This window comes from Aeromonas sp. QDB17 (assembly GCF_027705305.1).
Taxonomy (GTDB): Bacteria; Pseudomonadota; Gammaproteobacteria; order Enterobacterales; family Aeromonadaceae; genus Aeromonas; species Aeromonas caviae.
Map to the genome: position 1 here is coordinate 43,441 of NZ_JAPDBP010000002.1, position 19,744 is coordinate 63,184.

Annotated in this window: 18 protein-coding genes, 1 pseudogene and 1 other annotated feature (1 of these 20 cut by a window edge); of the genes and pseudogenes, 13 read left to right on the top strand and 6 right to left on the bottom strand. The window is 62.4% G+C overall.

All coding sequences use genetic code 11. The annotated features are described in order from the left end of the window. Window positions 1-58: a sequence feature (His leader region), on the bottom strand (it extends 67 nt beyond the left edge of the window). A gap of 190 nt (window positions 59-248) precedes the next feature. From OKC41_RS01895 to rnd, 7 genes are all read left to right on the top strand, one after another. Continuing rightward, window positions 249-494, top strand: a complete 246-nt coding sequence (locus OKC41_RS01895) for a hypothetical protein (protein WP_167825579.1) — start codon at window positions 249-251, stop codon at window positions 492-494. Window positions 495-555: 61 nt separating this feature from the next. Further along, window positions 556-2,475 (top strand): ATP-dependent DNA helicase, encoded by a 1,920-nt coding sequence (locus tag OKC41_RS01900; protein WP_201894008.1) that lies wholly within the window; start codon window positions 556-558, stop codon window positions 2,473-2,475. 97 nt (window positions 2,476-2,572) lie between these two features. Beyond that, window positions 2,573-3,274, top strand: a complete 702-nt coding sequence (gene tsaB / locus OKC41_RS01905; RefSeq protein ID WP_042017608.1) for a tRNA (adenosine(37)-N6)-threonylcarbamoyltransferase complex dimerization subunit type 1 TsaB — start codon at window positions 2,573-2,575, stop codon at window positions 3,272-3,274. A gap of 50 nt (window positions 3,275-3,324) precedes the next feature. Further along, entirely contained in the window at window positions 3,325-3,840 is a 516-nt protein-coding gene (locus tag OKC41_RS01910; RefSeq protein ID WP_039039136.1) for a Slp family lipoprotein, read from the top strand. Between the two features lie 9 nt (window positions 3,841-3,849). Continuing rightward, window positions 3,850-4,701 carry an alpha/beta fold hydrolase gene (locus OKC41_RS01915; RefSeq protein WP_201894006.1) on the top strand — a complete coding sequence of 284 codons (852 nt, stop codon included), beginning with the start codon at window positions 3,850-3,852 and terminating at the stop codon, window positions 4,699-4,701. Window positions 4,702-4,897: 196 nt separating this feature from the next. Beyond that, window positions 4,898-6,574: a long-chain-fatty-acid--CoA ligase FadD gene (gene fadD / locus OKC41_RS01920; RefSeq protein ID WP_010674700.1), complete on the top strand. Its 1,677-nt coding sequence runs from the start codon at window positions 4,898-4,900 to the stop codon at window positions 6,572-6,574. Between the two features lie 98 nt (window positions 6,575-6,672). Continuing rightward, complete coding sequence (rnd, locus tag OKC41_RS01925; RefSeq protein ID WP_039039174.1) at window positions 6,673-7,785, top strand: ribonuclease D; 1,113 nt, start codon at window positions 6,673-6,675, stop codon at window positions 7,783-7,785. Window positions 7,786-7,943: 158 nt separating this feature from the next. Here rnd and OKC41_RS01930 read toward each other — a convergent pair whose 3' ends face one another. The 4 genes from OKC41_RS01930 to dusC form a co-directional block, all read right to left on the bottom strand. Continuing rightward, window positions 7,944-8,312: a TraR/DksA C4-type zinc finger protein gene (locus tag OKC41_RS01930; protein WP_039039175.1), complete on the bottom strand. Its 369-nt coding sequence runs from the start codon at window positions 8,310-8,312 to the stop codon at window positions 7,944-7,946. A gap of 81 nt (window positions 8,313-8,393) precedes the next feature. Next, window positions 8,394-9,359: a DMT family transporter gene (locus tag OKC41_RS01935; protein WP_270671650.1), complete on the bottom strand. Its 966-nt coding sequence runs from the start codon at window positions 9,357-9,359 to the stop codon at window positions 8,394-8,396. 74 nt (window positions 9,360-9,433) lie between these two features. After that, the gene (locus OKC41_RS01940) at window positions 9,434-10,261 is read right to left on the bottom strand and encodes an AraC family transcriptional regulator (RefSeq protein ID WP_201891083.1); all 828 of its coding nucleotides are present in this window, start codon (window positions 10,259-10,261) and stop codon (window positions 9,434-9,436) included. A gap of 56 nt (window positions 10,262-10,317) precedes the next feature. Then, the gene (gene dusC, locus OKC41_RS01945) at window positions 10,318-11,262 is read right to left on the bottom strand and encodes a tRNA dihydrouridine(16) synthase DusC (protein WP_201894001.1); all 945 of its coding nucleotides are present in this window, start codon (window positions 11,260-11,262) and stop codon (window positions 10,318-10,320) included. A 177-nt stretch (window positions 11,263-11,439) separates the two neighbouring features. Between dusC and OKC41_RS01950 the strand changes: the two genes are divergently transcribed. The 4 genes from OKC41_RS01950 (at window position 11,440) to OKC41_RS01965 (ending at window position 15,607) form a co-directional block, all read left to right on the top strand. Beyond that, window positions 11,440-11,817 (top strand): YbaN family protein, encoded by a 378-nt coding sequence (locus tag OKC41_RS01950; protein ID WP_039039141.1) that lies wholly within the window; start codon window positions 11,440-11,442, stop codon window positions 11,815-11,817. A gap of 132 nt (window positions 11,818-11,949) precedes the next feature. Further along, the gene (gene apt / locus OKC41_RS01955) at window positions 11,950-12,495 is read left to right on the top strand and encodes an adenine phosphoribosyltransferase (protein ID WP_010674707.1); all 546 of its coding nucleotides are present in this window, start codon (window positions 11,950-11,952) and stop codon (window positions 12,493-12,495) included. A 177-nt stretch (window positions 12,496-12,672) separates the two neighbouring features. After that, complete coding sequence (gene dnaX / locus OKC41_RS01960) at window positions 12,673-15,153, top strand: DNA polymerase III subunit gamma/tau (RefSeq protein WP_270671652.1); 2,481 nt, start codon at window positions 12,673-12,675, stop codon at window positions 15,151-15,153. Window positions 15,154-15,277: 124 nt separating this feature from the next. Continuing rightward, window positions 15,278-15,607 carry a YbaB/EbfC family nucleoid-associated protein gene (locus tag OKC41_RS01965; protein WP_005301028.1) on the top strand — a complete coding sequence of 110 codons (330 nt, stop codon included), beginning with the start codon at window positions 15,278-15,280 and terminating at the stop codon, window positions 15,605-15,607. Window positions 15,608-15,718: 111 nt separating this feature from the next. Here the strand turns inward: OKC41_RS01965 and OKC41_RS01970 are convergent, their stop codons facing one another. Continuing rightward, on the bottom strand, window positions 15,719-16,645 hold the full coding sequence (locus tag OKC41_RS01970) for a LysR family transcriptional regulator (RefSeq protein WP_042863849.1): 927 nt from the start codon (window positions 16,643-16,645) through the stop codon (window positions 15,719-15,721). 118 nt (window positions 16,646-16,763) lie between these two features. Between OKC41_RS01970 and OKC41_RS01975 the strand changes: the two genes are divergently transcribed. Next, window positions 16,764-17,645, top strand: a complete 882-nt coding sequence (locus OKC41_RS01975) for a pirin family protein (protein ID WP_270671653.1) — start codon at window positions 16,764-16,766, stop codon at window positions 17,643-17,645. A gap of 57 nt (window positions 17,646-17,702) precedes the next feature. Here OKC41_RS01975 and OKC41_RS01980 read toward each other — a convergent pair whose 3' ends face one another. Next, complete coding sequence (locus OKC41_RS01980) at window positions 17,703-19,025, bottom strand: YjiH family protein (RefSeq protein WP_010674712.1); 1,323 nt, start codon at window positions 19,023-19,025, stop codon at window positions 17,703-17,705. Between the two features lie 406 nt (window positions 19,026-19,431). Between OKC41_RS01980 and OKC41_RS21070 the strand changes: the two are divergent. Then, window positions 19,432-19,722 (top strand): annotated as a pseudogene (locus OKC41_RS21070) (LuxR family transcriptional regulator); the annotation flags it as partial. Window positions 19,723-19,744 lie beyond the last annotated feature (22 nt).

Here is a 19,744-nt window from a genome sequence, read left to right on the forward strand (position 1 = left end):
TAAGTGTCTTCCAGCAGTCAACCTCCTGAAAGACTATTCGGGATGATGATGGTGATGATGAGTCTTCAGGGTGGTGAACTTCATGATGTAATCAATCCTTTACAAATCAGATGCCGTTGTTGACGCCCGATTTAAACTACCTGCCTTGACAGAAAAAGCAACCGAAAAATGTGATCCGGACGATTAAAGTTGAGAAAACGGTTTTCTGGTCGATAACTAGACAATGAGATGCCAAAGGAGGCGACATCATGCCCAGCCAGGACCTGCTATTTCCCATCCTGCCCCGCGCACCCTCGACACCGAGCCCGGATGACATCAAGCGGGAGGTGACCCAGATCAGCCAGAAACATCAGCTGCGCAAGATAGGCACCGACAATGGCGGCGGTGGCCAGCATCACCAGCAGAGGGAGCAGCCGCCAAGGCCTGATCAACCAGCGGTGCAGGATGATGATCACAAACCGGATCCGGACCACCGGATTGATCTCTTCGTCTGAACGCATTATCAGTCCCGCTTTTTTCGCGCTTTTGGCATAATGCCCGCTTTTGCAGCGGGACATGCCTTTGACCATCATCCAGACCCTGTTCAAGCCAGACGGCCCCCTGGCCCGCCATATTGACGGCTTCAAGGCCCGAGCCCCGCAACTGGAGATGGCCGAGGCGGTGTCGCGCGCCATCAAGCAAGGTGGCCGCTTGCTGGTGGAGGCTGGAACGGGCACTGGCAAAACCTATGCCTATCTGGTGCCTGCGCTGGAATCCGGCAAGAGGGTGGTGATAAGCACCGGATCCAAGAACCTGCAAGAGCAGCTCTTCTATCGGGATCTGCCCACCATCACGGGGGCGCTTCACTACACCCCGCCGGTGGCACTGCTCAAGGGGCGCAGCAATTACCTCTGCATCGAGCGGATGAACCGGCTGTTGAGTGAATCCCATCTGCAAAAGCCCGAGATCCTGAGCGATCTCGTGAAGGTCAAATCCTGGTCGACCGCTACCGACAACGGCGATGTGGGGGATATCCCGGGGCTACAGGAGAACGCCGAGATCCTTGCCCACGTCACCAGCACCAACGACAACTGCCTGGGTCGCGACTGCCCCTATTACGATGATTGTCACCTGGTCATCGCCCGGCGCCGTGCCATGGACGCCCAGGTGGTGGTGATCAACCACCACCTCTTTTTCGCCGACATGGCGGTCAAAGACACCGGCTTTGGCGAGCTGGTACCCGAGGCGCAGGTCTATGTATTCGACGAGGCGCACCAGCTGCCCGAGATCGCCAGCCACTACTTCGGCAAGTCCGTGGGCAGTCGCACCATCCAGGATTTGGCGCAGGATATCCAGCTTGCCTACCGGGCAGAGGCTCATGACATGGCCCAGCTTGGCAAGGCGGCGGACAGGCTCGCCATTGCCAGTCAGGATCTGCGCCTTGCCTTCGGCGTGGAGGGGGGGCGCGGCAACATCCGGGATCTGCTGAGACAATCCCTCTGGGCCCAGGCGCTGGCCCGCCTCAATGATGCCATCGGGCTCTGTTATGAAGTGCTGAAACTGGCGCTCGGGCGAGGGGAGCAGCTGGATCACTGTTTCGAGCGCATCAGCGAGCTGCGTACTCGCCTTGGGGAGGTGCTGGCGGTCAACCAGACCGGTTTCTCCTACTGGTATGACTGTTCGCGTCTGCACTTTACCCTCAACCTGACGCCGCTGTCGGTCGCCGAGCGCTTCGGTGCCGAGGTGCAGCGCCCCGAGGTGGCCTGGATCTTCACCTCGGCCACCTTGACGGTGGACAATCGCTTCGCCCACTTCGTCGCCGAGATGGGGCTGGCCGGCAGCGCCGAACTCATTCTCGACAGTCCGTTCGATTACGCCGAGCAGGCGCGCCTGTGCGTACCCCGTTTCCTGCCAGAGCCCAATGCCTTCGGGCGCGGGGAGCAGCTGGCGACCCTGATGATCCCCCTCATCAACAAGACGCCAGGGGGGTGTTTTTTCCTCTGCACCAGCCATCAGGTGATGCGCCAGGTGGCCGAGGTGCTGCGCCGGGAAATCGGCCGTACCGTCCTGCTGCAAGGGGAAGACAACAAGCAGCGGCTGCTCAAGACTTTCGTGGAAAACGGTCGGGCCGTGCTGGTGGCCACCAGCAGTTTCTGGGAGGGGATAGACGTGCGGGGGGCGGCATTGTCCTGTGTTATCATCGACAAGCTGCCCTTTGCGAGCCCGGACGATCCCCAGCTCAAGGCACGGGTGGAGGATTGCAAGCTCAAGGGGGGGGATCCCTTTGCCGAGCTGCAGTTGCCCAAGGCGGTGATTGCCCTCAAGCAGGGGGTGGGGCGGCTCATCCGTGATCGCAGTGATCACGGTGTACTGGTTATTTGTGATCCCCGGGTGGTCAACAAGCCCTATGGCGCCACCTTCATCAAGAGCCTGCCTGCCATTCCACGGACCCGGGAGCTGGCGACCCTGGGCGAATTTTTCGGACCACGGGAGTGAGTCCGCCGCGCCGGGGCTGATTGCCCCCGGCCATGCATGACGGCAGGCCTTGGCCATGCTGACGATTTAACTGACTGATGTGAAGAGAATAAAAAGAATGGATGAGTTGAAGATCCTGGCCGTGGATACCGCCACCGAAGCCTGCTCCGCAGCCCTCTTGGTGGGCGATACCCTCTACTCCCGCTGGGAAGAGGCGCCCCGTGACCATACCCGCAAGATCCTGCCCATGGTTCAGGCTCTGTTGGATGAAGCCGGTCTATCGTTGGATGAGCTCGACGCCATCGCCTTCGGTCGTGGGCCTGGCTCCTTCACCGGGGTACGGATCGGGATCAGCGTGGCCCAGGGGCTCGCCTTTGGTGCCGGCGTGCCGATGATCGGTGTCTCCACCCTGGCGGCCATGGCCCAGGGGGCCCATAAGCTGGAAGGGGCCGAGCAGGTGCTTGCCGCCATCGATGCGCGCATGGACGAGGTCTATTTCGGCCACTACGCCCTGGTGGACGGAGTGATGACGCTGGTGGGCGAGGAGGTGGTGAGCGAGCCAGCCGCACTGGTGCAGGCCCGTGACAAGCTGACTGGCGCGGTGAGCTGCGTTGGCACCGGTTTTGAAACCTATGGCGAGACTCTGGGCGGCCTGGCAGATGTGCTGATGCCAAGCCAGGTGCGTTTCCCGGCGGCCGCCGACATGCTGCCTCTGGCACGCCAGGCCTGGTTTGCGGGTGAGGCGGTGCCGGTTGAGCAAGCCACCCCTGTCTATCTGCGTGACAAGGTGACCTGGAAGAAACTGCCGGGTCGCGAATAGGCGGCAACAGCTGCCCCGGGCTGCTTTGTCGGACGATGAAGGAGAGACGAATGAGAAAATCCGTGATCATGCTGGGATTGGTGGGGCTGCTGCTGGGCGGTTGCAGCACGGTGCCCAAAGAGCTTGCCTATGAGCCTGCGGATCAGCTGGTGGCCTATCAACCCGCTCTGCAGGGGATGGAAGGCAAGCCGGCCCGCTGGAGCGGTGTCATCTCGGCGGTCCACAACAAGGCGGATCAGAGTGTCATCGAGGTGGTCTATCTGCCCCTCAAGTCCAACGGGGTGCCGGAGCAGACCGAGCAAAGCCCCGGTCGTTTTCTCGCCATCATGCAGGGGTTTGTCGACCCGACCCTCTATGCCAAGGGTCGCAGCCTGACGGTGCTCGGCACCCTCGACAAGCCGGTGGACAGCCAGATTGGCGAGCACAAGTATCGCTTCTCGGTACTCAAGGTGACGGGGAGCAAGCTGTGGCCACCGGTGAAGGAGGTGGAGATCCGCTACATGGATCCCTACTTTTACGATCCTTTCTATGATCCCTTCTGGCCCAGACGGCCCCTGCGCCGCTGAGGAGCCCGGATGACGGCGACATTGCAGGAGCGCAGGCTGCGCCTAGCGGACGGGCGGCACATCGCCCTGCTGGACAATGGTCAGGAGGGCAGACCGCTGCTTGTGGCCCTCCATGGCTGGCTCGACAACGGTGCCAGCTTTTTGCCTCTGGCCCCCTGGCTGGGGGCGTTTCATCTGGTCTGCGTCGATCTGCCGGGCCATGGTCACTCCGATCACAAGTCGACTCCCTATGTCTTCGTGGACTGGCTGGATGATCTCTACCAGATCACCCAGGCCGCGGGCTGGCAGCGTTTCATCCTGCTTGGTCACTCCCTGGGGGCGTTGATTGCCTCTGCCTATGCCGGCGTTTTTCCCGAGCAAATCGAGCGGCTCATTCTGCTGGAGGGGCTCGGCCCCTTGAGCCAGCCCGACGAGGAGGTACCGGGGCAGCTGCGCCGCGCCATCCTCAACCGCACTCGTACCCGTGAGCGTGCAACCAGTGGATTTGCCACCCTCGAGGAGGCGGTGGCTGCCCGCTGCAAGGTGGCGGACATTCCCTCGAGTGCGGCACGCCTTATCTGCGAGCGGCAGCTGGAGGCGCGGGCAGGGCGCTGGTATTGGCGCAGTGATCCCCGTCTTCGCGATCTCTCGCCCCTGCGCATGAGCGAGGGGCAGGCCCAGGCCCTGATCCGGGCCATCGCCTGTCCGGTGCTCTTTATCCGGGGAGAGCAGGGCTTCCCCGGGCTCCTGGAACAGTGGCAGTTGCGGGAGGCGGCCTTTGGCCACATTGAACGGGTGACAGTGGCAGGAGGCCATCATTTTCATATGGAAAATTCATCAGAAACCGCCGTTTATATCGAAAACTTCGCTCAAATCCGGTAGGATCGGCGGCTTTGAATCATGTCAGGTTTGCTTTCTCCCTCACATTTCCCGTTGTTAATTCACTGTTAATTGATGTTGCCTTATGTAACTATGTGCGGCATTAGAGCATGAACTTAAAACAATTGATTGAAATGGATGTGACAGGGACGGAGGCAACACAGTGAGCGCACAGGTGCGAGTTATGCAGGAGAAGTTCGTGGAAAGAGTCTGGCTGAAGCGTTATCCAGAAGGGGTGCCCGCCGAGATCAATCCAGACCAATACGGCTCTCTGGTCGAGATGTTTGAAGAGTCGGTGAACCAGTTCGCCGATCAACCCGCCTTCGTCAACATGGGGCAGACCATTACCTACCGTCGGCTGGAGGAGCAGTCCCGAGCCTTCGCCGCCTACCTGCAAAACGAGCTGAAGCTCGGCAAGGGGGACAGGGTGGCCGTGATGATGCCTAACCTGCTGCAATACCCCATTGCGGTATTCGGCATCCTGCGGGCCGGCATGACGGTGGTGAACGTCAACCCCCTCTATACCCCGCGCGAGCTGGAGCATCAGTTGAAAGACTCCGGCGCCAAGGCCATCGTCATCGTCTCCAACTTTGCCCACACCCTGGAAAAAGTGGTGTATGACACCCCGGTCAAGCATGTGATCCTGACCCGGATGGGGGACAACCTGGGGCTGGCCAAGGGGACCCTGGTCAACTTCGTGGTCAAATACGTCAAGAAGCTGGTGCCCAAGTACAACCTGCCCCATGCCAGCACCATGCGCCAGGCCCTCGCCAAGGGGCGCTACCTGCAGTACATCAAACCCGAGATCAGCAACCAGGACATCGCCTTCCTGCAATACACCGGCGGGACCACCGGCCTCTCCAAGGGGGCCATGCTGACTCATCGCAACATGATCGCCAACGTCGAGCAGTGCCTCGGTGTCTATGGCCCCGTGCTGGAGCGCGGCAAGGAGTTTGTGGTCACGGCGCTGCCGCTCTATCACGTCTTCGCCCTGACGGTGAACTGCCTGCTGTTCATGCGCCTAGGGGGCTATAACCTGCTCATCAGCAACCCCCGCGACATCCCGGGTTTTGTCAAAGAGATCAAGAAGTATCCTTTCACCTGCATCACCGGGGTCAATACCCTGTTCAACGCCCTGGTCAACAACGACGAGTTCAAGGGCATGGATTTTGCCAAGCTCAAGCTCACCATCGGTGGCGGCATGGCGGTGCAACGGGCGGTGGCCGAGCAGTGGAAGGGGCTGACCGGCACCCCGCTGCTGGAGGGCTATGGCCTGACCGAGTGCTCGCCCCTGGTGAGCGTCTGCCCCTATGATCTGGTGGATTACAACGGCTCCATCGGTCTGCCGGTCTGCTCCACCGAGATCCGTCTGGTGGATGACGAGGGTAACCAGGTCACCGAACGGGGTGCCCCCGGCGAGATGCAGGTGCGCGGTCCTCAGGTGATGACCGGCTACTGGCAGCGCCCGGAGGCGACCGCTGAGGTGATGCAGGATGGCTGGCTCTGCACCGGCGACATCGCGGTATGCGACGAGCAGGGTTTCTTCAAGATCGTCGATCGCAAGAAGGACATGATCCTGGTCTCCGGCTTCAACGTCTACCCGAACGAGATAGAAGACGTGGTGGCCCTACATCCCAAGGTGCTGGAGGTAGCCGCCGTCGGCGTACCCAACCCGGTGTCCGGCGAGCAGGTGAAGATCTTCGTGGTCAAGAAAGATGCAAAGCTGGCGGAAGAGGAGATAATTGCCCACTGCCGCAAACATCTGACTGCCTATAAGGTGCCGAAACTGGTAGAATTTCGCGACGAACTTCCCAAGACCAACGTGGGCAAGATCCTGCGCCGCGTGCTGCGCGACGAGGAGATTGCCAAGCAGTAACCGGCATGCACTGCTTTGCAGTCCAGCGCTGTCGTTATGCAAAACCGTGGGACATCCACGGTTTTTTCTTTCTGGATCCGACCAACGTGCAGGCAACGATGCAATATCAACTCATTTCACAGCAAGCCGAACTGGATCAGTATCTCGCTTCTCTGGCCGACGTTCCCCTGGCCATCGATACCGAATTCGTTCGCACCCGTACCTACTATCCCCAGCTCGGTCTGTTCCAGATCTACGATGGCAAGCAGCTTGCCCTGCTTGATCCCCTGACCCTGGATCTCTCCGGTTTGTGGCAGCGCCTCGGTCGGGCCGGACAGATTGCCATCCTGCACGCCTCCGGTGAGGATCTGGAACTCATCCAGCATCAGGCGGGTCACCTGCCCAACCAGATGCACGATACCCAGCTGGCGGCAGCCTTCCTGGGTCATGGCGTGTCGGTGGGTTTTGGCGCCCTGGTCAACGAATTCCTCGGGGTCGAGCTTGAGAAGGATCAGGCCCGCACCGACTGGCTGGCGCGCCCCCTTACCCCTCGTCAGCTGGAATATGCCGCGGCGGATGTCTTCTACCTCATGCCCCTCTACGAGAAGGTGATGGCCAGACTGCGCGAGAGCGGCAAGTTCCCCTGGTTCGAACAGGAGTGCCAGAACCACTCCGCCCGCAAGACCCAGGGCAGCGATCCCCGTCAGGCCTACCTCGAGATCGTCAACGCCTGGCAACTGGGTCGCCGCGAGCTGGCCATCCTGCGCGAGCTGGCCGCCTGGCGCCAGCAGGAAGCGGTACGCCGGGATCTCGCCCTCAACTTCGTGGTCAAAGAGCTGCACCTGTTCAAGGTGGCGGAGCGTCGTCCCGCTTCCCTTCGGGATCTCAACGAGCTGGGCCTCTCGCCCATCGAGATCAAGATCCACGGCAAGCGGATGCTGGACATCGTCGCCGCCGCCCAGCAGAGCGACCCTGCGAGCTGGCCCGATCCCATCCGTCGCCTGGTGGACTTCCCCCAGTACAAGGCCGAGCTCAAGCGCATCAAGGCCATGGTGGAGGAGAAGGCCAAGGCCAGCAACATTCCACCGGAGCTGGTGGCGAGCAAGAAGATCATCCACCAGTACTTCACCTGGAGCTGGCGCATGAGTGCCGAGGAGCGGGCCAGGGCGGACAAGCCCATGCTGCTGCAAGGGTGGCGTCATGAGCTGGTAGGCCACCTGCTGGCCCAGTGACGAGTACGCAGTACGAGAAGGGGAGTCCATGACTCCCCTTTTTCATGCCTGTGCGGCTGCCCCCGGGGGTTGCCGGGATCGTCGCGCCAGGGGGTTGGTCATGATGGGAAGCGAGAAGGGGTGGAGGAGGAAAATGGCGGGCACAAAGGGTGCCCCCATCAGAGTTCGTGAGCGTGGAATCCCTTGCGGTAGCGGGCCTCGCAGCGCGGGCAGCGTTGCAGGGTCGGATCCTGTTCCAGCTGTTCAGGGAGCAGCGGCTCCTCACAATCGGAGCAGAAGCCATAGAGCCCCAGATCCATCTGACAGAGCGCCGCGTCGAGCCGCTTGAGGCGTGCCACGCTGTGTTCCACCCCGGGCAGATCGAGACGGCTGGTCAGATCAACCAGTTGATCTCGCTCGCAGCGCTCCACCTTCTGTGCCCAGTCATCTTGTCGACAGGCCTTGAGCTGACGGATCAGCTCCTCTCTTGTTTGCGCCCAGTCGGTCAGAAGGCGCTGATGCCATTCGGCCAACCGGGCTTGCGTCACTTCACACACAGCAGCCCCCAAATACGAGTGATAAAACTCGGCCAGTATAGGGAAACCCGCGGTTTATCAAGATGACATGAGTCAAGTTAACCGTGCTTTGACGGGTTTTTCCGGCAGGTGCTGCGGCTTGCCGGTGATGACGTAGAGCACCCCCGCCACCAGACAGACGACACCTACCAGGGTACTCATGGGGGGCATGATCCCGCGCAGCATAAAAGCGTACAAGAGCCCCGCCAGAGTCTCGAACACGATGAGCGGCCCGACCAGCACGGTCGGCAGGCGCTGGCTCGCCTCGTTCCAGCACAGGGTGCCGAGCCAGGAGCAGAAGAGCCCCACCGCCCCCATCAGCAACACGAAGCGCAGGGGCGTCGGCCCGAAGGGCAGGGGAAAGTTTGGTGCACTCAGGGCAAGATGGCCGAGGCTGCCGAGATAGGCAATGAGCGCCACCGGCAGGGTCACCAGCCCCTGGGCGGTGGCCCAGACGGCCGGACTGCGGCCCGGGTGCTCGCGCAGCCAGCGGGCGTTGCGCAGGGGATACCAGGTCCAGCACAGCACGGCGCCCACCGCCAGGGCGAGCCCAAGCAGTTGTTCGGTGCGCGCCTCGGTGTGCCAGGTGAGCTCGGCGCTGTTGACCAGACAGAGGCCGGCCCCCATCAGCACCAGGGACGGGTAGAGCCGGGTGCGGGAGAGGCGACCGTCCCGTGCGCCATAGAGGCGGTTGGCGGCCAGGGCCGTCACCACCGGCAGGGTGCCGATAAACATGGCCGCCAGGGGCGAGCCGATGCGCAAGATGGCCCCCGACAGGCAGAAGTAGTAGAGGAGGTTCCCCACCAGAGTGAGGGCGAGGGCCTCTCGCCAGTCGCTGGCTGAGAGGGCCGCCAGGTGCTTGCGGGCCTGCCAGGCGAGCGGCAGTACGATGAGGCCGAAGGCGAGGTAGCGGCCGCTCGCGAGCAGGGCGGGGGGATAGCCGTCCACCAAGAGGGGGGCGACGAAGATGAGCCCCCACATCAGGCCGGCCAGCAGGGCAAACAGGACTCCGATCAACATGTTTCATATCCGGTAAAGAAGAAGGAGGCCAGCCTAGCAGGGGGGAAGGGGGGCGTATTGAACCAGATTGCGCTTTAGCGGCCAGCCTGCACCTGTTTCTGGTAGCGGACCGGGGTGGTGCCATAGCGGCGCAGGAAGGCACGGTTGAGGTGGGACTGATCGGCCAGACCACAGGCGGCGGCCACCTCGGCTGCGGGTAGGCCGGCGGCCAGCCACCCCTTGGCGCGCTGCAGGCGGATTGCCATCAACATCTGCTGGGGGGTGACGTGAAAGCGGGCCTTGAAGCTGCGCTGGAAGTGGTAGGGGCTGAGGTTCACTGCACCGGCCAGCTCGGCCAGGGTCATGGGGCGAGCGAAATAGGCCTGCATATAGTCGATGGCGCGGCCCAGAGGGTGGGCCGCTTCGCGCGGGGCCGCCAGGGCCCGGGCATGGGGGCGCAGGGTCTCGCACACCCTTAGCAGCAGGCCGTCGGCGGCGAGCTCGCTGTCACAGTGCCAGAGGGCATCCAGGGCCGCCTGCAGGACGGGGGCAGTGCGCGGATCGCTTCGCACGGCATCGGTGAAATGCCAGTCGCGCTCGCCGCTGATGGCCTCGAGCCGATCGGCGGGCAGGTAGAGCATGCGATAGCGCCACCCTTGCTCGCAGGCTGACTCGCCCGTGTGCAGCTCATCGGGGTTCATCAGCACCAGGCTGCCGGGACCGGCCAGGAGCTGGCTGCCGCGATAGCGAAAGCGCTCGGCACCGCACTCGATGACACCGAGGCCAAACCCCTCGTGACTATGGGGATCGAAGATGTGGTGCTGGATGTGGGCGCGATAGAGCTCGGTCGCAGGCTGCCCCGGCAGGGCGCGAAAATCGGCCCTGTCGTGCTGATGGGTAAAGTTGACCGGTACGCCCTGCATCCTGACCTCCTGTCATCGAGCCTCTATCATAGGTCGCCGCGGGGCGGCAGCCAAGACTAGGCCCGAGCGGCGCACTCGCGCTCGAGGGCTGCGCGGATCTCGTCCGCGGTCTTGATGGTGCGGATGCGGCGAAACAGCTCGTCGGCCTGGGGGTATTCCCGCACTATGTAGGAGAACCACTGCTTGATGCGACTCGGATAGTAGTCGGCCTTGTCGCTCGCCAGATCCTGCTCGGTATAGGTCACCATCAGCTGCAAGACCTCGTCCCAGCTCATGTGGGCACACCCCGTCTTCATTACGTTGGCGAGGTTGGGCAGGGAGATGGCGCCCCGGCCCACCATCAGGGCATCGCAACCGGACACCCGGGCACAGGCGAGGGCATCCTTGTGATCCCAGATCTCGCCGTTGGCGGTGACGGGGATGGGCAGGGCGCGACGGATGGCGTCCACGTACTCCCAGTGGGCCGGCGCCTTGTAGCCTTCGCGCTTGGTGCGGGCATGCACCGCCAGCTCGTCGGCGCCCCCCTGATAGACGGCCTGGGCGTTGTCCAGATAGAGCTCCTTGTCGTCGTAGCCGAGGCGGATCTTGGCGCTCACCGGCAGGTGGGCGGGCACGGCCTCTCGCACCGCCTTGACGATGTGATAGACGGTTTCGGGTTCCTTGAGCAGCACGGCGCCCCCCTTGCTCTTGTTGACCGTGGGAGCGGGGCAGCCGAAGTTGAGATCGACCCCGGGCGAGCCGAGCTCGATGGCGCGCACCGCGTTTTCTGCCAGCCATTCGGGGTGCTGGCCCAGCAGTTGCACCCGTACCGGGGTGCCGGCCCGGGTCTTGCCATCCTGCTTGAGCTCGGGGCAGAGGCGATAGAAGACCTTGGCGGGCAGCAGCTGATCGACCACCCGGATGAATTCGCTGACGCAGAGGTCGTAATCGTTGACGGAGGTAAGCACCTCCCGCATCAGGTGATCCAGCACCCCCTGCATGGGGGCCAAAATAACGCGCATAGCTGCTTCCGAAGACAAGGGGAGAAAAAAGAGCGCAGATTGTAGTGGTAATGGCCGGGATTGTCAGCCGTCTGCCCACTCGATGGCCCCCATCGACGGCCGCCGACTGGGCCAGGCTGTCAGCTTCCGGGCCAACTCTGTTAGGCTAAAGGCAGAGATACATGCAGAGGAGTACCCATGAAACGCTGGTGTCTGATGGCCCTGGGCTGGCTTGCCTTCGCCACCGGGATAGTCGGGATAGTCCTGCCCCTGCTGCCGACCACCCCCTTCATGTTGCTGGCGGCGGCGCTGTTTGCGCGCTCCTCTCCCCGCTTTCATGGCTGGTTGCTGGCGCATCCCTGGTTTGGCCCCCCCATCCTCGACTGGCAGCAGTATCGCGGCATTCGCCGTCACGCCAGACGCCGCGCCATCATCTTCATCCTGATCTCGTTCTCGGTATCGCTGCTGGTGGTGCCGTTGCCCTGGGTGAGGTGGCTGCTGGTTGTCATAATGGTGATCCTGCTCACCTGGTTGATGCGTCTGCCGGTGCTGGAGCCGGTTGCAATGAAGAAGTGAAATCCCTAAGCTATCGCGGCAATAATGCTATGGAGTCGGCTCGTCATTTTTGCGTGACGGGCCTTTTTATTGCCCCCAGGCGGAGACCCCGTGCGCCGCCATGGCAGGGCTCAAAAAATAAGCGGTCAAATAATGAATCCGGAAACCCTGAAGTTTATCGAAGCGAGCATCAAGACCATTCCCGACTATCCGAAGCCGGGCATTCTGTTTCGCGACATCACCAGCCTGATCGAGAATGCCGAGGCCTTCAAGGCCACCATCGATCTGCTGGCCGATCATTACCGTGATCAAGGCATCACCAAGATTGTCGGCACCGAGGCCCGTGGCTTCATCTTCGGCGCCCCGGTTGCCTACGCCATGGGGCTGGGGTTCGTGCCGGTGCGCAAGCCGGGCAAGCTGCCCCGCGCCGTCATCGAGGAGTCCTACGCCCTGGAGTACGGCACCGACACTCTGCAACTGCACACCGATGCCATCGTGCCCGGTGACAAGGTGCTGGTGGTGGACGATCTGCTGGCCACCGGCGGCACCGTCGATGCCACCGTCAAGCTCATCCGCCGCGCCGGCGGTGAGGTAGCGGATGCTGCCTTCATCATCTCCCTGCCGTCCCTGGGCGGTGATGCCCGCCTGACCGCCGCCGGCGTCAAGGTGGTCTCTCTGGTGGAACTCGCGGGGGCGTAAATCGCCCCTTCGTGCGGCAGGCCTCGTCACCCTGCTTTCTGCCGCAAACCGGTGCCTGAACGGGCACCGGTTTGAAATTCAAGCGATCCCTCCCAAGGCGGCGCATCCCCCATACAGCCAGCCCTCCATTTGTGTTAGCATCCAGCCTCAATGCCTCGTTTCCCAGCATCGAGATCTATGAGCTATCAGGTTTTGGCGCGCAAATGGCGCCCCCATACGTTTGAACAAGTGGTCGGCCAGCAACATGTGCTGACGGCCCTGACCAATGCCCTGGATCAGGGGCGGCTTCACCATGCCTACCTGCTGAGCGGGACCCGCGGGGTGGGCAAGACCACCATCGCCCGCATTCTGGCCAAGAGCCTCAACTGCGAGCAGGGGATCAGCAGCCATCCGTGCGGTGTGTGCGATACCTGCCGCGAGATCGATCAGGGCAATTTCGTCGATCTGCTGGAAATCGATGCGGCGTCCCGCACCAAGGTGGAAGACACCCGCGAACTGCTCGACAACGTGCAGTACCGTCCGGCCCGTGGTCGTTTCAAGGTGTACCTCATCGATGAAGTGCACATGCTGTCGCGCCACAGCTTCAATGCGCTGCTCAAAACCCTGGAAGAGCCGCCCCCCTATGTGAAATTCCTGCTGGCCACCACGGATCCGCAGAAGCTCCCCATCACCATCCTCTCGCGCTGCCTACAGTTTCATCTCAAGAGTCTGGATCAGACCCAGATTGCCAGGCAGCTCGAATGGGTACTGGACCAGGAGGGTCAACCCTTCGAGCCTCGCGCCCTGCTGGCCCTGGCCAAGGCGGCTGACGGCAGCATGCGCGATGCCCTGAGCCTCACCGATCAGGCGTTGGCCCACGGCAACGGTAGCGTGCGCCTGGAGAGCGTGCTCACCATGCTGGGGACCCTCGATCATCACCACCTGCACCAGTTGCTGGAGGCAGTGCTGCGCCAGGATGCCCCGGCCACCATGGCCAAGATCACCGAGATTGCTACCCTGGGGCCGGATTTCGACCAGCTCCACGCCGAGCTGGAAGCCTTGCTCCACCGGGTGGCCATGGCGCAACTGCTGCCTGCGAGCGTGCAGGAGCAGGGGGCGGATGCCGATGCCTTGCTGCAGCTAGCCGGAGCCATGAGCCCGGAAGAGGTGCAGCTCTGCTATCAAATCGTGCTGGGGGGGCGCAAGGATCTGCCCTGGGCCCCTGACGGACGCACCGCACTGGAGATGACCTGTCTGCGGATGCTGGCCTTCTCTCCCCGGCTCGAGGTGGTCCATCCCGCCAACCTGGCGGCCCAGCCTCTCATGACAGGGCACACCGGCGTGATGGCGGCTGCGAGGGAAAACGCGCCGCTCCTGCCGGGAAAGCCTCAGGGGGCTGAGCCGGCCCCGGCTGCCAGCGCAGCACCACAGGCTCCCGCCGCGCCAGCATCGGTCCTTGAGGCCGAGCACGTCGCCCCCGCACTCAAGGCGGAGGAGGGCGCAGTGCTGGATCCGCTCTTTGCCGAGCAGGATGAGCTGCTGCGCGAGGCCGAACGGATGGGCTACGAGGCCGCGGTGCCCACCAGTCCGCCTGCAGAGCCAGCCTCTGCGCCGTTGGCGGCGGATGACACCGGGCAGACGCAGCAGGTTGAGGTCCAAGGGGAAGACGTCGCCATCTCTTCGACCTCCAGCATGCAGAGCCTGCTTGGCAAGCGCAATCTGCTGCGAAGCCGCCTGCGTGGCGAGCAGAGTGCAAACGCCGCGCCTGCCCGGGTGACTCCCGTCAAACCGGTGGCCGCGACCAAACCGGCCCCTGCGATGCCTGCCTTCGCAACTTCACCCCAGACCGAGGTGCAACCAGCGGCGCGGCCCGAGATGCTAGGGCAGGGACCTGCCTTGCAAACGGGGTATGACGACCTGCCCCCTCTCGATGCCTATGAAGAGGGGGCCAGTGACTACGAAGAGTATCTGAATCAGGGGTTTGACGAGGGGTTTGCCAGTGCCCCGTTGCCCACGCGGGCAGTGACTTCCGCCCAGCCAGCTCCCGCCACCATGGCACCTCCTTCGCAGGAGGATCTGCCGCCCTGGGATCTGGGCGCTGACGCCGGCAGCGCGGATGCGGCGGCACCTGTGGTTGCCGCTATGGTGCCTGCCGCGCCTCCAGTGGCTGCCAGCGAACCTCAGCCCGCCATTGCGTTGATGGAGACCATCGACTGGGATGCGCTGGAGAGCGACGCCCAGCCCGAGGAGGAGGGGGAGGTCGCCCGTCTGATCCCCTCGTCCTTGCTGGTCAATTGCGGGGACGCCTGGGCCGAGCTCATCGCCCGCACCGGGGTGGGTGGTCGGCTGCGTCAACTGGCCATCAACGCGGTGATGACCCGGGAAGGCAATCGGGTCTCCCTGCTGCTCAAACCCGAGCAGCGCCATCTGGTGAGCGACAAGGCCCGCGCCGATCTGGCCGAGCTCATCGGTCCCGAGCTGGGCGGCCCGGTTCACATCGATGTGACCCTGGGCTCGGATCCCGCGCGGGAGACGCCGCTCGAGATAGAGCATCGTCTCTATCTCGGGGTGCGTGAACAGGTGAGCCGGGATCTGGCGGCGGATCCCAACGTACAATTCTTGCAGCAGCGTTTCGGCGCCGTGCTCCATCCCGAGAGCATCGAACCACTGAGTCGCTGAATTGCGGTGAAAAAACCGTGCCGGGGTTTGTCCCCGGTTGAAAAGACTTTTGGCTGCCCCCACTTAGGGCAGATGAACCCACAGCCCGGCGCTGGATGCCGGATTTCAAGACGAGAGACGATCTATGTTTGGTAAAGGTGGAATGGGTAACCTGATGAAACAGGCCCAACAGATGCAAGAGCGCATGCAGAAGATGCAAGAGCAGCTGGCCCAGATGGAAGTGGTCGGCGAGGCGGGCGCAGGCATGGTCAAGGTGACCATGGCCGGCAGCCACAGCGTGCGTCGTATCGAGATCGATCCCAGCCTGATGGAAGATGACAAGGAGATGCTGGAAGATCTGGTCGCCGCCGCCGTCAATGACGCCGTGCGCCGCGTGGAAGAGCAGAACAAGGCCAAGATGGGCGAGCTGACCGGCGGCATGCAACTGCCCCCTGGCTTCAAAATGCCCTTCTGAGGATACTGACCGTATCTGTTTCCCCTCCTCTGAGAAGGGGAAAAATGAAAAGGCCAGAGCCAAGCTCTGGCCTTTTGCATGTCGGCACCCCCGGGAACGGCCATGCACAGATCATGGCGGGGGCGGCGCACTTGCCTGCCCCAGGGGGGAGAAGCCCTCGACCAGATGATCGATGAGGGCGCGGATGGCAGGCAGCAGACCGCGGCGTGAGGGGAAGACCGCGTGGATCACCTCCTGGCGCGGTGCCCAGTCGGGGAGCAGACGCACCAGCCGGCCATCGGCCAGGGGCTCATTCATCATCATGGTGGGCAGTTGCACGACCCCGAGCCCGTCGATCGCCCCCTGACGCAATGTCTGCATGTCGGTGGTGGCAAAGCGGGGGCTGTGGTGCTGTTTGACTCTGGCACCATCGGGGCCCAGCAGGGTCCAGTGATGGCCTTCCAGGCTGGCGCCGTGGCCGAGGCTCGGCCATGACAGCAGATCTGCGGGGGCCCGGGGCATGCCGAGTGATGCGACAAGGGCCGGACTTGCCACCAGACACTGGGTCGCATAACCCAGCACCCGCATGGCGAGATCGCTGTCCTCCAGGGGCAGTGGTCGCACCCTGAGCGCCATGTCCAACCCCTCCGCGACCAAATCCACCGCCCGGTTGACCCCGACGAGCTGCACCTTGACGCTGGGATGGGCCAGGGCGAAAGAGACCAGCATCCTCCCTACGTGGGCGTGCAGCAGATCGATGGGGCAGGCGATGCGCACCAGACCGCAAGGCTCGCTCTGGGTCGCGGCGATGAGATCCTGCGCCGCATCGGCTTCCACCAGCATGGCCCGGCAACGGGTGTAATAAGCCTGCCCGAGTTCGGTGACGGTGAAGCTGCGGGTGGAACGCTGGATAAGACGCACCCCGAGTCGTTCCTCCAGCATGGCGATGCGGCGGCTGAGCCTGGATTTGGGCATGCCGAGGGCCCTGCCGGCCTGGGCAAAGCCCCCGTGATCCACCACCTGGACATAGAAATAGAGGTCGTTGAGATCCTGTTGCATGGGGTTATCGTTCACAAAATAGGACGCTGATGGCAAATTTTACGTCTACCGGACGCAGCGTTCCAGACTCACAATGCGAGCAACGACACATCCCGTGACGATCACCCAGGAGAGCATCATGAAAAGAGTCATCGGTATTTACAGCGCCCCTCGACAACACTGGGTCGGCGACGGATTCCCGGTTCGCTCGCTGTTCTCGTATCAGACCCATGGCCGCGCCTTGAGCCCCTTCCTGCTGCTGGACAGGGCTGGCCCGGCACATTTCGAGCCCGCCGATCATGCCAGGGGAGTGGGGGAGCACCCGCACCGTGGTTTTGAGACGGTCACCATCGTCTATGAAGGGGAGGTCGCCCATCGCGACTCGACCGGCCAGGGGGGGACCATCGGTCCGGGAGACGTGCAGTGGATGACGGCCGCCGCCGGCATCATGCACGACGAGTTCCACTCCCAGGGGTTCACCCGTCGTGGTGGCACCCTCGACATGGTGCAGCTCTGGGTCAACCTGCCCGCCAAACACAAGATGTCGACGCCCGGTTATCAGGGCATCACCAGCGACACCATCCCGCAACTGAGCCTCAAGGAGGGCGACGTGCGGGTGCGCATCATCGCCGGGAACGATGCCGGGTTGCAACAAGGCGAGGTAGCGGGGCCCGCCCGCACCTTCTCGCCCATGAACATCTGGGATCTGCGGCTCAAGGGTGGGGCCAGCGTGGTGCTGCCGACGGTAGCGGGATGGAACAGCGCCTTGGTGGTGCTCAAGGGCTCTCTCTTGATCAACGGTCAGGAGCGCGCGGGCGAAGCACAACTGGTACTGCTCGATCCCAACGGGGAGGAGTTCATGCTGGAGGCGGAAGGCGAGGCCAGCTTGTTGCTGCTGAGTGGCGAGCCCATCGATGAACCCATCGTGGGTTATGGCCCCTTTGTCATGAACAGCGAGGCAGAGATCCATCAGGCGATAGATGATTTCAACAGCGGCCGGTTCGCCGTCATCGCCCCCTGAGACCATCCCGATAAAAACAAAGCGCCTGATGGCGCTTTGTTTTTTTGTGAGCCCTGGTCAACCGAGCCAGCCGAGGGCCAGCGCCAGCCTGCCGCACAAGGCGGCCAGCAGGATGCCAAGCAGGGTGCGCAGCAGCCAGATCACCACCAGCTGTCCCACGCTCACCGGGATCCGGGTGGCCAGGATGCAGGGGATGGAGGCAGAGAAGAAGAGCACCGAGCTGACCGAAACCACGGCCGCGACATAGCGAACCAGCAGGTCGGCATCCTTGAGCAGGATGGCGGGCAGGAACATCTCGGCCAGACCGGCAGAGAGGGCCTTGGCGGTGGCGAGCGGCTCGCCGAGATCCAGCAGCCAGGTCAGTGGCCAGAGCAGCCAGCCCAGCAGATCGAACAGGGGAGTGTGCTTTGCCAGCAGCAGGCCCAGCAGACCGACGGACAGTATGGTGGGCACCACGGCAGCGGCCATGTGAAGACCGTCCCTGAGGTTGTCCTTCAATTGCCGCAGCAGGGGATCTGCCTGGTGGGACTGGGTCAGGCCGCAGGTGAGGGCCGCCTGCCAGCGGCTCATGCCAGCCGGTAGCGGCTCGTCGGTCTCCCCATGGTGAGCCAGGCGACTGATGGGAGGAACACGCGCCAGGATGGCGGTGATGACGAAAGTGATCACCAGGGTGGACCAGAAGTAGAAGTTCCAGTGTCCCATCAGGTTGAGGGTCTTGGCCACGATGATCATGAAGGCGGCCGAGACGGTGGAGAAGCCGGTGGCGATGATGACGGCTTCTCGCACCGTATACTTGCCCGCGAGGAAGACCCGGTTGGTGATGAGCAGGCCCACCGAGTAGCTGCCGACGAAAGAGGCGACGGCATCGATGGCGGAGTGACCCGGCGTGCGCCACAGGGGGCGCATCACAGGTTGCATCAGCACCCCGATGAATTCCAGCAGGCCGAAACCGAGCAGGAAGGTCAGGGCCATGGCGCCGATAGGCACGATGAGACCCACAGACATGGCCAGTTTATCAAACAGGAAGGGGAGGCGATCCGGGGTCATCAACCAGGCAGGGCCCCAGTCTGTGACATACAAAATGGCCAGGGCCAGCCCGAGCAGCTTGAACAGGCTCAATACCCTGTCGATGGGACGGGCGCGCCAGCGGCCATCCAGCAAGGGGGTGATGGCGCCATAGGCGATGAGCAAGAGAATGAGGGTCAGGGCAAGGGGGCGCTGGGCAATCAGAAAGCCGGCCAGGTGATCCACCACTATGGTGCTGCGCCCGCCAAGCTCGAAGGGAACAAAAAAGATGGCGATGCCAAGCAGACTGGCCAGCAGCAGCTTGATGCCGGCCCCTGATCCTGCCGGTGCAGTGAGCGTGTGTTCAGGTTCCATTTTCTCTCCTTGTGATCCGCATGGTTCAATTCCGTTGAGGGGATGATTTGTATATACAATATCGTCCAGCGCTCAAAATGGAAACACCAAAGTCACCAAAATGCAACATGTGAATCGGTGTGGATGCAGATGACCCCAAGGTTGAAAAGCGTGATCTTGGGGGGAAGAGGGGCCGGGATGGCGAGTGGGTGGTGAGGCATCAAGAGGCAAAACAGGGAGGAAAGCGACCAGCGCCAGGAAAAACATGAGCGGCTATTTACCCTTTCTGGTCATATTCATTCATGGGCCTATATTCATGACTATTTATGAATAAATCATAAACCCTTTGTTCATTTGACTACTTTTCGGCTATCCCATTGCAGAGTAAGATGCCTCTTCAATAAAAATAAGAATTAGGAGTTCGGGTGTGAAGGCATTAGAGAAAGAAAGGATATCGCCCTATATCAGCCAGTTATACGAGTGCGGTATTAATGATTCTGACATTAAGCTCGTCGTGGACCAATTTCGCGCCGACGTTTCCTGCAGTTCATCCCTGTTTTTATTGCGGGATGATGACAAGAGCGACGGAATAAAGCTTTTTTCCAGCGGTCTGACCGAGGCCCAGCAGCAGTTTTACCTGCAACATCATCGCCAGGATGTGTGGTTCAACCATTATCTGGATAAAGGGTGCAAGGGGATCGTCAGCGCTAACAGCATGTACAGATCTAGTTATCACCTGA

Bases quoted from the DNA above. Each gene is read 5' to 3' on its own strand.
- OKC41_RS01895 (WP_167825579.1), top strand. From the start codon at position 249: ATGCCCAGCCAGGACCTGCTATTTCCCATCCTGCCCCGCGCACCCTCG.
- OKC41_RS01900 (WP_201894008.1), top strand. From the start codon at position 556: ATGCCTTTGACCATCATCCAGACCCTGTTCAAGCCAGACGGCCCCCTG.
- tsaB (WP_042017608.1), top strand. From the start codon at position 2,573: ATGGATGAGTTGAAGATCCTGGCCGTGGATACCGCCACCGAAGCCTGC.
- OKC41_RS01910 (WP_039039136.1), top strand. From the start codon at position 3,325: ATGAGAAAATCCGTGATCATGCTGGGATTGGTGGGGCTGCTGCTGGGC.
- OKC41_RS01915 (WP_201894006.1), top strand. From the start codon at position 3,850: ATGACGGCGACATTGCAGGAGCGCAGGCTGCGCCTAGCGGACGGGCGG.
- rnd (WP_039039174.1), top strand. From the start codon at position 6,673: ATGCAATATCAACTCATTTCACAGCAAGCCGAACTGGATCAGTATCTC.
- OKC41_RS01935 (WP_270671650.1), bottom strand. From the start codon at position 9,359: ATGTTGATCGGAGTCCTGTTTGCCCTGCTGGCCGGCCTGATGTGGGGG.
- OKC41_RS01940 (WP_201891083.1), bottom strand. From the start codon at position 10,261: ATGCAGGGCGTACCGGTCAACTTTACCCATCAGCACGACAGGGCCGAT.
- dusC (WP_201894001.1), bottom strand. From the start codon at position 11,262: ATGCGCGTTATTTTGGCCCCCATGCAGGGGGTGCTGGATCACCTGATG.
- OKC41_RS01950 (WP_039039141.1), top strand. From the start codon at position 11,440: ATGAAACGCTGGTGTCTGATGGCCCTGGGCTGGCTTGCCTTCGCCACC.
- apt (WP_010674707.1), top strand. From the start codon at position 11,950: ATGAATCCGGAAACCCTGAAGTTTATCGAAGCGAGCATCAAGACCATT.
- dnaX (WP_270671652.1), top strand. From the start codon at position 12,673: ATGAGCTATCAGGTTTTGGCGCGCAAATGGCGCCCCCATACGTTTGAA.
- OKC41_RS01965 (WP_005301028.1), top strand. From the start codon at position 15,278: ATGTTTGGTAAAGGTGGAATGGGTAACCTGATGAAACAGGCCCAACAG.
- OKC41_RS01970 (WP_042863849.1), bottom strand. From the start codon at position 16,645: ATGCAACAGGATCTCAACGACCTCTATTTCTATGTCCAGGTGGTGGAT.
- OKC41_RS01975 (WP_270671653.1), top strand. From the start codon at position 16,764: ATGAAAAGAGTCATCGGTATTTACAGCGCCCCTCGACAACACTGGGTC.
- OKC41_RS01980 (WP_010674712.1), bottom strand. From the start codon at position 19,025: ATGGAACCTGAACACACGCTCACTGCACCGGCAGGATCAGGGGCCGGC.